Origin of the sequence: Actinoplanes sp. NPDC051346 (genome assembly GCF_040682215.1) — a bacterium.
Taxonomy (GTDB): domain Bacteria; phylum Actinomycetota; class Actinomycetes; order Mycobacteriales; family Micromonosporaceae; genus Actinoplanes.
The window spans coordinates 44,217-56,675 of sequence record NZ_JBFBAJ010000024.1 but is presented as its reverse complement, the minus strand read 5'-3'; the positions used below and the strand labels follow the sequence as shown (position 1 = coordinate 56,675).

The following is a 12,459-nucleotide window of genomic DNA, read 5'->3' as shown; positions in this document are numbered from 1 at the left end:
GCCGCATGCTTTCAGCCGTACCGAAGAACGGAACCGCCAGACTCGCGCGTCGCGGACCCGGCAGTCCAGGTCAGTCCGTGGGTTCCAGCCTCTGCACCAGTTGCGCGACGTCGGCGCCGTATTCATACCAGTCTCGATCGGACTGGAACCCCAACTCGGCGTTGACCTTGAGCATCGACTCGTTGTGCTGCGCGTTCCAGGTCTGCACCTCGCGCAGATCGGGCTCTGCCTGGCGCAGTTCGAACAGCATCCGGGACTTGATCGCCCGGTCGATCCCGTAGCCGCGATGTTCCCGCACGACGATGGTGTCGTACTGATCGGCGCGCTCGGGATGCTGCGCCGGGACGACGACCTCGGTGAGGCCGGCGACCGCACCCGTCGCCTCGTGGATGGCCAGCACGATGTAGGGCTTGAGGCCACGCCGGTGCAGCGTGTTGAGGCTGTCCCGCAGCCGCTGCGGATCGGACGAGCTCGGGCGCAGGTCCAGGTCGTTGTCGTCGCCGTCCTGGCCCTCGAGCTTGGCCTGCGCGTACGCCTCCAGCAGCAGCTCCGGCGGGCCGCCCGGGTGATATTCGACCCGGTAGCCGGCGCTGATGCCGTTCGCCATCGTGCCGAGGGCGCTCCAATCCACGCTGGACAGCGTCAACACGCTGCGGGTCTCCACATACTCCCGCTCGAAGCCGAGAGACTCGTAGAAAGCGATCGCGGGGGTGTCGCCGATCGCCTCGACACCGAGCGACGAGAAACCCTCGAGATAGGCCCTCCGGGCCGCGACGGCGACGAGCTGTTGACCCAGACCGCGACGGCGCAGTTTGGGGTGGACGGCCACCTCGAGCACGCCGATGTCACCGAGCAGGAGCAGGGTGACGTGACCGAAGATGGTGCTCTCACCGTCGGGAAGCCGATCGTCCTCGACGACCCAACTGATCCGGCGCTCACCCGGCATCGTCTCGGCGAAATACTCTCTGACCTGGACGTCTTGCCACGGTGGATCGTTCGGGACGTCCGCTGCCAGCACGTGGTTCAGCGTCTCCACGAGCGACCGGATCTCCGCGTCCGACGCGGACCGGGGATCCCATTCACGCACCCTCACCCGTACAGCTTGCCGGTATCTCGACCTTCAGGGAAGTGCCGGGTCCACAAATGTATGCGACCCGTCACTGTGGGTTGCCATTCAGGACCGGCTGCGGACGCCGTATTCGTTGGCCGCGTCGAAGACCTTCTGCGCGTACGGGCGGACGGCGTTGTAGGACAAGATGGCGTCCCACCAGGCGTCCGCCTTGGACAGGTCCCGACCGCCCTTGCACAGGTAGACGGCCGTGGCGAGGGCCGCGTCATCGATGTCGTTGGGGTCCGACACCCCGTTGTTGTCGGCGTCGACGGCGTTGCCGGCGGAGACCTCGTTCCAGGTCGTGGGGATGAACTGCAGCGGCCCCATCGCCCGGTCGAACTGGGCGTCCTTGTCGAGCACGCCCTGGTCGCTGTCGCGGATAAGCTGCCGCCCGCCCTTGCCGTCGAGCGGCAAGCCGAAGATCGGTGGCGACACGGAGCCGTCCACGCCCAGCACCGCGCCGTTCGCGCTGCCGTGCGCCGACTCCACCTTCGCGATGGCGGCGATCGTGGTCCAGCTCAGGTGGCAGGTCGGGGCCGTTCTGGCGACGACCAGCTCCGCATATCCGTACGCCTGGACGGCGACCACGGGAATGCTGACCCGCGTTCCCGCTTGCTGCGCCCAGCCGGCCAGCGCGTCGGAGGGCCGGTTGCCGGGAACACCGACGGGCGTCGTCCCAGGCAACCCACCGCCGACCGTAGGCGCGGTGCCGGTGCCGGGCAGGCTCGTCGGCAGGCTGATGTTCGGCAGCGGCGCCACGGGCTCCCCGGAATCGACACCGAACGCGGGTGTGGCGCTGGGAGTCGGCGCAGCGTCCAGAGCCTTCGGCACAAGATAAGCCCCGGCCGTCCCCGCGGCGCCGAGCAACAGCACGGCGACGATCGCCGGCAGGATGAGCCGGCCGGAGGGGCGCCTGGCCCAGTCGGAGGTGTTGCGGGCCACGCGCGCCGGGTGGGCCTTCCGGAGGGCGCGGCTGGTGCGGCCGGCGCGGCTGCGCGAGGCGAGGGCCGCGACGGTCGCCGACGGCGCCGGCATGCCGTCCGCATCGGTCGTCTTCGTGGTCTTCGCGGGAGCGTCCGGCTGGGTCTTGCCGTCGGCGGCTTTCTCGTCGGCCTTGCTTCCGGCGTCCTTCGCCTGGATCTCGCCTCCGGCGCCCTTCGCCTGAAGCTCTCCCTCGACGCCCTTTGCCTGGGTCACTCCCTCGGAGCCCTTGGCTTGGGTCTCGCCTTCGGCGCCCTTCGCCTTGCTTTCGCCGCCGGCGCCTTTGGCCTGGCTCTGGTCCCCGGCGCCCTTCGCGTCGCTCCGGTCCTTGGCGGGCTTCTCGTCGGCGTCGGTGTTCGTGGGCTTCGGGCTGGTCTTTTCGTTCCCGGGTTTGGCGTCGGTTCTGGCGTCCGGGGGCTCCGGCACGGTCTTGGTGTTTGCGGGCTCCGGGTCGATCTTGGCGTTCGAGGGCTTCGGGTCGGTCTTGTTGCTCGCGGGCTTCGCATCGGCCTTGTCCTCGGGCGGATTCGGGGCGGTCTCGGCCGTGCTCGGCTGCCGGACCTCAGGCTTCACGACTACTTCCGCGTCCTTGTTTCCGGGCGTCGGTCGTTCGGCGGCTGCATCCGTGGTCGAGGTGGCATCGCTCTTAGCCTCCTCGGCGCGGGTCGCGTCCTTCATGCCCTCGGCCGCGGCGGGATCGGCCTTCGCGTCTTGAAGCCGAGCTGCGGGGGCGGCCTCGACGGGGTCACTCTGCGCGACTCCCGCGGCGCCGGTCTTCGCGCCCTCGGCTTCTTTTCCGGCCTTTGTCGCCTTGGCGGCTTTCTTGGTCCGGGTGGGCGTTTCACTCCGGGACGGCGCTTCGTCTGGAGTCGGCCTGGCCTCTTCAGATGGCTTTGTCCCGGCGGCCGGGGTCGCCTCCGCGGGCGCGGCACCCGAGCTGCCGAGAGGACCACCGAGATGCGGTGCCGCCGGACGCTTCGAAGGTGTCTCTTGCCCGTCTACCACGCGCAAGAGACTACCGGGCGGGGACCACCACCGAGCCCATGCACCCGGGCCGATGGCAGGCGTCCACAACCACGCACCTGCGATGCAGCGAACCATGCCATCCAGCCCCTACCCTGTGCGGATGCCGCGATACGACTTCCGATGCCGCGCGTGCGGTGACACCTTCGAACTAAATCGTCCAATGGCCGAGGCCTCTGCCCCGGCGACGTGCCCCCAGGGCCATGCGGACACCGTGAAGCTCCTCTCCACGGTCGCCTTCACCGGCCGAGGCGGCTCGGTGCCCTCGATGCCCTCGATGCCGTCGCCGCCGGCGGGCGGCGGATGCTGCGGCGGAGGGTGTGGTTGCTGACCGCGTGGGGTGACGATCGGCGTGGTGATGGACGCTCGGCGGAGGAGTAGCTGCCGAGCTGGCGACGTCTCGCGACTTTGGCCGGGTCGTAGACCCTGGCTGAGGTGCGGACCCGCCATGGCTCCGGCTTGGGCTGCGGCTCCGGCTTGGGCTCCGGCTACGGCTCCGGCTACGGCCCCGGCTTGGGCTGTGGCTTGCGCTGCGGGTCCGGCGTCGGCTGCGGACCCGGCGTCGGCCGTCGTCGGTGATGTCTGCACGGGGAGGGCCGGTCCGTCGCAGATGCCGGCTTCGGTTCCGGTTACGGATTCCGCAGGGCGGCCGGATCGGACGCTGAGTAGACACGCCACGGTGACCACTGCCGTTGCTGGAGAGGCCGCAAACGCCCAGCCGCTACCGAGCGCTGCGATCGTCCGGCGGCTTTCGGGTGCGGCGGTCGTCCGGTCGCTTCCGGGTGCCGCGGACGTTCGGCGGCTTGCGTGTCGCCCTCGTTCGGTCACTTCTGGGTGTTGCTATCGACCGGCCGTTTTGGGCTGTTGCCTTCGCCGGCCGTCGCCGTCGGGTCGGGTTCGGCCGCCACCGTTGCTGGGGTGGGGCCGTTAGGTTCCTGTGGGTTGATGCCGGCGGGCAGTTGAGCGTCGCCGCCAAGTTGGGCCTGCGTCCAATCTCGCGGGAGGGTGGTGCGCGGGCGGGGTGGATCCCATGAGCATGTCGGTAGATGTTCGGTGGCTCTGAGCTGCACGGTTGCGCCGGCGAACGACCGTCCGATGAGGGTGGTGTCCGTCCGGAGTCGAGCGTTCACCTGGCGGAGTCGCACGACATGTCGCACAGGGTGACTCTTGCGGGTACGTCCGTTCGGCTCGGTGGAATTGACCATTCACCGCGTGACCCGAACATGAACCGCATCGTTACGTCACGCGTAGCGCCGCGCTTAGGCGTCAATGACTCTTCCGGGGGTCGTCCTTACGGGGTCGGCCGTGGCGGGAGGACGGCTACCGACCGTTTCTACGATGTGCCGCGTGATTGCGGTGCGGCAGCATAGATCGCGACTTCCCTAGGGGGCGGAGGTTCTTACCGTGTCGGGACGGACCGAGCTGCCGAGTGGGCTGGTGACCTTCGTGTTCACCGACATTGAAGGCTCGACGCGGTTGGCCCGGATGCTTGGCGAAACGTACCGCAGCGTGTTGAACGCTCACCGTGAGGTGCTTCGATATGCGTTGCGTAATCACTCCGGAATCGAGCTTTTCACTGAGGGTGATTCCTTCTTCGTCGCTTTCGGCGATGCGGCGGCTGCGGTCGCGGCCTGCGTGGCATCGCAGCGCGCACTCGCCGCATATCCCTGGCCCAGTCCTGAGGCCGCTCCCCGGGTCCGGATGGGACTCCACACGGGATGGGCTACGCCGGTCGGCGGCGAATACACGAGCACGGAGGTCCACCGGGCCGCCCGGGTGGCCGCCGCCGCGCACGGAGGCCAGATCCTGTGCTCCGAGGCCACCGCTCTTGCCACGATCACCTGGTTCCCAGACCTGATGCCGGTCGCCCCCACGGTCCTGCCGGGCAACCGCGCCGAATCCTGCGGTTCCGGGCCGCAGGTGGGTGCGGTGCGTGAGGGGACGTGCGGCTCCGGCCCGCAGGTGGGCGCGGCGCGTGAGGGGACGCGCGGCTCCGGCCCGCAGATCGGGACGGTCCGGGACGCATCGCAGGTAGCCGCGACCCGCGAAGGGTCCGGCACGTGGCCCAAGGCGACGGGCGAAGGGTCTGGCACGTGGGTTGGCGCGACCCGCGAGGGTTCCGGCTCGCGGTCCAGGGCGACGGGCGAAGGGTCCGGCACGTGGGTTGGCGCGACCCGCGAAGGGTCCGGCTCGCGGTCCAGCGCGATCTGCCACGGATCCAGCGCTCGACCTGGCGCGAGCCGAGACGGTTCCGGGCCTCGGGCTGGCGCGGTTCGGGACGGATCCTCCGGCTTCAGGCCGCTGACGCGCGCGCTCGGTACCGAATCCTGCCCGTCCTGCGACGCGGCCTCATCCGCGTTGGGGGCCGTGGGCGGACTGCCCATCGAGGACAGCGCCCCGGCGGGCAGCGACCTCTTCGACACCCTGTCCGGTATCGATCTGATCGATCTTGGCCTGCACCGGCTTCGTGGCTTCGACGACGCGGAGCGGCTTCTGCAGATCGTTGTCCCTGGCCTGGAGCGGTCCTTTCCGCCTCCGCGCACCGCGACCGCGCCCGTGCACAATCTTCCCGCTCCTGTGACGGCCTTCGTGGGCAGGCAGAACGACGTCGCTGAGCTGCGCGAACTGGTTGGCACGCACCGGATAGTCACGGTGGCTGGGTTCGGGGGTGGCGGCAAGACGCGGATCGCGCTTGCGGTTGCGGAGCAGGTGCTGCCTTCGTACCCGGAGGGGGTTTGGGTCGTCGATCTTGCCGAGGGGCGACCCGAGGCTGCGCTGGCCGCCGCGATGGGGGTGCGCACCGAGCCGGGCCGGCCGATTCTCGAGTCGATTGTCGACCGTTGCCGGCATGGTCGCATGCTTCTGCTCCTCGATACCTGCGATGCGCTTCCCGGCGAGGCCAAGCACCTGGTCCGCCGGTTGCTGAACGTGTGTCCCGGCCTGGAGGTGCTCGCTACCTCGCGCGTGCCGTTGGGGTTGCCGGGTGAGCTGGTCTGGCGGTTGCCGCCGATGGCGCCGGGGGACGCCTACGCGCTGCTCGCGGACCGGGTGGTCGCGGCGCGCGGTGGACGGCCCATCGCGGATGAGGAGGCGGCCGACCTTGGCCGGGTGGCGTCGAAGCTGGACGGTCATCCGCTGGCCGTCGAGCTCGCCGCCGACCGACTGCGGCTGCTGTCGGCGGCGCAACTCGCCGCCCGCCTCGACGACCCGGTCGCAGCCCTCGACCCCGGCCGCGAAAGTCCCAACTACGAGAATCCCAGCTACGGGAACCCCGGCAGCGAGGCTCGAGGCCACGAGACTGGAGGCCACGAGACTGGAGGCTACGAGGCTCGAGGCCACGAGACTGGAGGCCACGAGACTGGAGGCTACGAGGCTCGGGGCCGCGAGGTTCAAGGCTGCGAGGGTCGAGACCGGCACAACAGCCTGACCCGCAATCTCGAATGGTCGTATCGCGGTCTCAGCGCACCGGCCGCCGCCCTGCTCCGCCGCCTTGCCGTCTTCGCCGGCCCGGTCGAGCTAGGCACCGTCGAGTGGTCCGGCGACGACGCCTTCGGAGCGCTTTCCGAGCTTGCCGATCGGTCGCTCATCGAGGTGGTGGCCGGGCCGCGATACCGGATGTCCGAGCAGGTCAAGGCGCACGCCGCGCGCCGGCTTGCCGCGGCCGGGGAGGAGCAGCAGGCGCGGGATCGGCATGTTGACTGGTCGTTGCACACCCTGGACGGGGTCGTCGTCGATACCGACGGGCAGCCTCGGACGGTCTCGCTGACCGAGCTTTCCCCGTACGTGAAGGAGTGGGAGTCGGCGCTGCGCTGGACGGTGTCCGGTGGCGATCCTCGTGCCGGGCTGCGGTTGGTCGGTGCGCTGGAGCCGTGGTGGCGGGAGCATGGCGGTGCCCAGGAGGGCCGGAGCCTGCTGTACCGGTTGTACGACAGCCTCGGGTCCGTACCCGTCGCGCCCGCGGAGATGGCGTCCGCCTATCTGGTGCATGCGGGGCTCTGTGCCGACCGGGACGAGCGGACGCGGTTTCTGGGGCGGGCGGAGCGGATGGCTCTGCAGGCCGATGAGCCGTTTCTGCTCATTCGCGCGCAGGCCGGCTACCGGGTCTCGCTGATCGAGGCCGGGCGGCCCCGGGAGGCGGAGGCGATCTGCCGGGAGGTCGTCGCCCGCGCGGAGCGCGACGGGGTGCCGGCGGCGGCGCTGTCCGCGATCATCGCGCTGGCGGAGTTGCTCTGGCACCGCAATGCCCTGGACGAGGCGGCCGAGTTGCTGGGCGGGGCGCGGCTCATCGAGGCGGGACGTCCGGACGAACGTGGCCGGCGTACCGTCGACTGGCTGTTGGGGATGGTGGCGCTTCGCCGCGGTGACCTGGTCGCGGCGCATGACCACCTGGTGGTTGCTCTGCGGTCCCGGCTGCGGCACGGGTTCCGGGGTGCGGCCGCCGACGCCGTCGCGGCCATCGCGGTGCGTTGCGTGCTGGGCGACGATCCGATCACCGCAGCCGTGCTTTTCGGCGGCGCGGAGTCGGTGCGGGGCTCGCTGCGGGCTACGCAGTTCGGCGGGTTCTGGTCGGCTCAGCAGACCGCTCTGCGCCGACGGCTGGGGGACGCGACGTTCGATGCGGCCTATGCGGACGGCATCGAAATGGGGTTCACCAGGGCCGTGGCGGCCGCGCTGGCCGTCGAGCACCCGGATCTGGAGCATGGCTCGGCCCGCTTCGCGCAGACCCTGAGCTGAGGCGCGGACGGAAAGCCCGTTCCGGTCGTGATGTCCTGGAAAGCGCTATGGGATCAGGCCGCTATGGTGTGAACGTGCAGGCGGACGTCCAGTGATTCATCTCCCCCTCGTTCGGCAGGGACCGTTGCGGGCCCTCGCCGTCCGGATGGTGGCGGCGGTTGTTCTCGTGCTGCTCGCCGCCTTCGCGATCTATGCCGACCGGGACGGATACCGGGACGTCAACGAGGACGGCCTCACCCTGCTCGACTGCTTCTATTACGCGGTCGTGTCACTGTCGACCACCGGATACGGCGACATCACCCCGGTGACGCCGGACGCGCGGCTGGTCAACATCCTGTTCATCACCCCGGCGCGGGTGCTCTTCCTGATCATCCTGGTCGGAACGACCCTCGAGGTGCTGACCGATCAGTACCGGAACAGCCTGCGGGTGAGCCGGTGGAGGCGAAAGTTGAAGGACCACGTCATCGTCTGCGGCTACGGCACCAAGGGCCGCGCGGCAATCAGCGCACTGCTCGAGACCGGTTACGACAAGTCGCGGATCGTCGTGGTGGAGAGCCGCGAGGTGGCACTGCGGCAGGCCGCGGCCAACGGACTGGTCGCCATCGAGGGCAACGCCACCCGCTCGGCCGTGCTGTTGCAGGCCGACGTCAAGAACTGCAAGTCGGTCATCATCGCCACCGACAGCGATGAGGCGTCGGTCCTCATTTCTTTGACCGTACGGCAGTTGACCGCCGGCCAGGTCCGCATCATCGCCGCGGTGCGGGAGCAGGAGAACGCGGCGCTGCTCAAACAGAGCGGTGCCCACCACGTCATCGTCTCGTCCTCGACCGCCGGCCGCCTGCTCGGGCTGACCACGACGACGCCTCCGCTGATCGACGTCGTCGAGGACCTGCTCACGCCCGGTCAGGGCATGGCGCTGGCGATGCGCTCCGCGGAGCGTGACGAGGTCGGCCGGAACCCGCGCGAGCTGAAGACGCTGGTGGTGGCCCTCATCCGGCGCGGCAAGGTGGTCGCGCTCGGCGGCGAGCACGCGGAGACCATCGACACCGGCGACATGCTCATCTACATCCGCGACGAGACCAACAGCGCGGTGGTGCACTGAGGCTCGCCCAGGTCACATGATCGTCCAGGTGTCCGCGGCGTTGAGCAGGTCGCCGAGCATCTCCTCGGGAGTGCCGGTCGACTGGGCCTTGGCGTCCCGCAACTGCTTCTGGATGAGGTCGTCGTAGGACGGGCGCTGGACGTTGCGGAAGACCCCGATCGGGGTCGTGCCGAGATCCGATCCCGACAGCCGGCTCAGGGCGAATGCGTACGCCGGGTCGTCGACGGTCGCGTCGTGCACGATCGGCGCGCCGCCCTCCTGCACCTTGAGGCCGAAGCTGCCCTCGGGGTGCACGACCGAGTAGCGGTCCTCCGGCCCGAAGGTGATCGGCTTGCCCTGCTCGAGGCGGATGAGGTGGTCGTCCCGGGTGGACGGGTCCTTGATCAGCTCGAAGGCGCCGTCGTTGAAGATGTTGCAGTTCTGGTAGATCTCCACGAAGGCCGAGCCCTCGTGCTCGGCCGCGGCGCGCAGCACCGACTGCAGGTGCTTGCGGTCCGAGTCGATGGTGCGGGCCACGAAGGTCGCTTCCGCCCCCAGCGCCAGCGACAGCGGGTTGAACGGCGAGTCCGCCGAGCCCGCCGGCGTCGACTTTGTGATCTTGCCCAGCTCCGACGTGGGGCTGTACTGGCCCTTCGTCAGCCCGTAGATCCGGTTGTTGAAGAGCAGGATCTTGAGGTTGACGTTGCGCCGCAGGGCGTGGATCAGGTGGTTGCCGCCGATCGAGAGCGCGTCGCCGTCGCCGGTCACCACCCAGACCGACAGGTCGGGGCGGGACGCGGACAGGCCCGAGGCGATCGCCGGGGCGCGCCCGTGGATCGAGTGCATCCCGTACGTGTTCATGTAGTACGGGAAGCGTGACGAGCAGCCGATGCCGGAGACGAAGACGATGTTCTCCCGCGGGATGCCGAGCTCGGGCATGAAGCCCTGCACGGCCGCGAGGATCGCGTAGTCACCGCAGCCCGGGCACCAGCGGACCTCCTGGTCGGACTTGAAGTCCTTGGCCGTCAACTTCAGCGGAATCGTCGGGCTAGCCATTCTTGACCACGTCCTCGAGCATGTTCTCCAGCGTGGCGGCCGTGAACGGCAGGCCGCTGACCTGGTTGAAGGGAACGGCGTCGACGAGATATCGGGCGCGGATGACGTGGGCCAGCTGACCCAGGTTCATCTCCGGGATGATCACCTTGTCGTACGCCTTCAGCACCTCGCCGAGATTCGCCGGCAGCGGCGCGAGGTGCCGCAGGTGTGCCTGGGCGATGGGCAGGCCGCGTTGGCGCAGCGCCCGGCAGGCGGCCCCGATCGGCCCGTAGGTCGAACCCCAGCCCAGCACGAGCACGCGCGCGTTCTCGTCCGGGTCCTCGACGTCGATGTCGGGCACTTCGATGGCCTCGATCCGCTCCGCGCGGGTGCGGACCATGAACTCGTGGTTGGCCGGGTCGTAGGAGATGTCACCGGTCTTGTCGGCCTTCTCCAGGCCGCCGATCCGGTGCTCCAGGCCCGGCGTGCCGGGCACGGCCCACGGCCGGGCCATGGTCTGCGGATCCCTCAGGTACGGCAGGAAGCGCCCGTCCTCGCCGTTCGGCCGGGTGGCGAAGCTGACCTGAAGATCCGGCAGCTCGGAGACCTCGGGCAGCAGCCACGGCTCGGAGCCGTTCGCCACGTAGTTGTCCGAGAGCAGGATCACCGGCGTGCGGTAGGTCAGCGCGATGCGCGCTGCCTCGATCGCCGCGTGGAAGCAGTCCGAGGGTGACTTCGGCGCGATCACGGCCAGCGGCGCCTCGCCGTGGCGTCCGTACAGGGCCATGTTGAGGTCGGCCTGCTCGGTCTTGGTCGGCATGCCCGTGGACGGGCCGGCCCGCTGCACGTCGACGATCACCAGCGGCAGTTCAAGGGCGATGGCCAGGGAGATCGTCTCGCCCTTGAGGGCCACACCGGGGCCCGAGGTCGTGGTGACGCCGAGCGCGCCGCCGTATGAGGCGCCCAGCGCGGCGCCGATCGCGGCGATCTCGTCCTCGGCCTGCATGGTGGTGATGCCGAAACGCTTGTGCTTGCTGAGCTCGTGCAGGATGTCCGAGGCCGGTGTGATCGGGTACGCACCCAGGAACACCGGCAGCTTCGCCCGCACACCGGCCGCCACCAGGCCCAGGGCGAGCGCGGCGTTGCCGGTGATGTTGCGGTAGGTGCCCGGGGCCATCTTCGCGGGCTTGACCTCGTAGCGGACCGAGAAGGTCTCGGTGGTCTCGCCGAAGTTCCACCCGGCCTGGAAAGCCGCCTTGTTGGCCGCCACCAGCTCGGGTCGCTTGGCGAACTTGCGCTCCAGGAAGCGCAGCGTCGACTCGAACGGCCGGGAATACATCCAGCTCAGCAGGCCGAGAGCGAACATGTTCTTGGCACGCTCGGCGTCTTTCTTGGGTACGCCGGAGTCCGCGAGCGCCGCCACCGTCATCGATGTCAGCGCCACCGGGTGCACCGACCACTCCTCCAGCGAGCCGTCCTCGAGCGGGCTCACCGCGTAGCCGACCTTGGCCAGGTTGCGCTTGGAGAACTCATCGGTGTTCACGATGATGTCCGCGCCGGCCGGTAGGTCGGCGAGGTTGGCCTTGAGCGCGGCCGGGTTCATCGCGACCAGCACGTTCGGCGCGTCGCCCGGCGTGAGGATGTCGTAGTCGGCGAAATGCACCTGGAAACTCGACACACCCGGCAGGGTGCCCGCGGGCGCGCGGATCTCCGCGGGAAAGTTAGGTAACGTCGAAATGTCGTTGCCGAGCTGAGCGGTCTCCGAGGTGAACCGATCGCCGGTGAGCTGCATACCGTCACCAGAGTCTCCGGCAAACCGGATGACAACGCGGTCCAGCTGCTCGACACGCTTCGCGGGAGCGGCCACGTTCCAACCTCCTGAGGGAGCCGGCCGGCGGGTACGCACATCGATGAGCCGGCTCGCATTAGTCACTTCCAGCCTACGTCGGCGCCCCTTACCGCCGTTGGTAAGGGTTGCTGTCCGATCACAGACCGACGACCACAGTAGCCAGGCTTGGCTTACCTGAGCCACCCCGGTTCGTCCGGGGGTTCGCTAGGCTGCGCCCGTGGACGGGTATCTGGGTTCGTACGCGACGCTGGGCCTGGTGCTGGCGGCCGGCGTCCTCGTCTTCGTCGGCGCCTTCGGAGCGAACAAGCTGCTGCGCCCGGCCAATCCGGCGGAGCCCGCGGGCAAGCGCATCGCGTACGAGAGTGGCATCGACCCGGTCGGCACCGACTGGGCGCAGGCACAGATTCGCTATTACGTGTACGCGTACCTGTATGTGCTCTTCGCCGTCGAGGCGGTCTTCCTCTTCCCGTGGGCCGTGATCTTCGATCGACCGGGCTTCGGCGTGGTGACCGTGGCGGAGATGGGCATATTCGTGGCGGTTCTCGCGCTCGGGATCGTGTACGCGTGGCGGAAGAAGATCCTTACCTGGACCTGACGGTCGAGGTTTGTCCACAGGCGGGGTGGCGGGCTCGCCACTCCGCAGCG

General features: G+C 69.3%; 8 protein-coding genes and 1 pseudogene. 5 read left to right on the top strand and 4 right to left on the bottom strand.

Annotated elements, in window-relative coordinates; translation table 11 throughout:
* Positions 1–70 precede the first annotated feature (70 nt).
* Positions 71–1,093, bottom strand: a complete 1,023-nt coding sequence (locus AB0M36_RS36285; RefSeq protein WP_364167035.1) for a GNAT family N-acetyltransferase — start codon at positions 1,091–1,093, stop codon at positions 71–73.
* An 81-nt stretch (positions 1,094–1,174) separates the two neighbouring features.
* Positions 1,175–2,665, bottom strand: coding sequence for a murein transglycosylase (locus tag AB0M36_RS36280; protein WP_364167033.1), 1,491 nt, complete (start codon positions 2,663–2,665; stop codon positions 1,175–1,177).
* 553 nt (positions 2,666–3,218) lie between these two features.
* Between AB0M36_RS36280 and AB0M36_RS36275 the strand changes: the two genes are divergently transcribed.
* From AB0M36_RS36275 to AB0M36_RS36260, 4 genes and pseudogenes are all read left to right on the top strand, one after another.
* A complete protein-coding gene (locus AB0M36_RS36275; protein ID WP_364167031.1) occupies positions 3,219–3,446 on the top strand; it encodes a zinc ribbon domain-containing protein in 228 nt (75 codons plus the stop codon).
* A gap of 1,073 nt (positions 3,447–4,519) precedes the next feature.
* A pseudogene (locus tag AB0M36_RS36270) lies at positions 4,520–4,939 on the top strand (adenylate/guanylate cyclase domain-containing protein); the annotation flags it as partial.
* Positions 4,940–5,482: 543 nt separating this feature from the next.
* Entirely contained in the window at positions 5,483–7,849 is a 2,367-nt protein-coding gene (locus AB0M36_RS36265) for an adenylate/guanylate cyclase domain-containing protein (RefSeq protein WP_364167069.1), read from the top strand.
* Positions 7,850–7,940: 91 nt separating this feature from the next.
* Positions 7,941–8,951 (top strand): potassium channel family protein, encoded by a 1,011-nt coding sequence (locus AB0M36_RS36260; RefSeq protein ID WP_364167029.1) that lies wholly within the window; start codon positions 7,941–7,943, stop codon positions 8,949–8,951.
* Positions 8,952–8,963: 12 nt separating this feature from the next.
* On the opposite strand, the gene AB0M36_RS36255 is transcribed toward AB0M36_RS36260, so the two are convergent.
* Both AB0M36_RS36255 and AB0M36_RS36250 read right to left on the bottom strand, forming a co-directional pair.
* Positions 8,964–9,986 (bottom strand): 2-oxoacid:ferredoxin oxidoreductase subunit beta, encoded by a 1,023-nt coding sequence (locus AB0M36_RS36255; RefSeq protein WP_364167026.1) that lies wholly within the window; start codon positions 9,984–9,986, stop codon positions 8,964–8,966.
* A complete protein-coding gene (locus AB0M36_RS36250; RefSeq protein WP_364167024.1) occupies positions 9,979–11,832 on the bottom strand; it encodes a 2-oxoacid:acceptor oxidoreductase subunit alpha in 1,854 nt (617 codons plus the stop codon). The genes AB0M36_RS36255 and AB0M36_RS36250 overlap by 8 nt, the downstream gene beginning before the upstream one ends.
* A 199-nt stretch (positions 11,833–12,031) precedes the next feature.
* On the opposite strand from AB0M36_RS36250, the gene ndhC reads away from it, so the two are divergent.
* Entirely contained in the window at positions 12,032–12,409 is a 378-nt protein-coding gene (ndhC, locus tag AB0M36_RS36245) for an NADH-quinone oxidoreductase subunit A (RefSeq protein WP_364167022.1), read from the top strand.
* Positions 12,410–12,459 lie beyond the last annotated feature (50 nt).

Coding starts and splice junctions, on each gene's coding strand:
- AB0M36_RS36255 (WP_364167026.1), bottom strand. CDS start 9,986: ATGGCTAGCCCGACGATTCCGCTGAAGTTGACGGCCAAGGACTTCAAG.
- AB0M36_RS36275 (WP_364167031.1), top strand. CDS start 3,219: ATGCCGCGATACGACTTCCGATGCCGCGCGTGCGGTGACACCTTCGAA.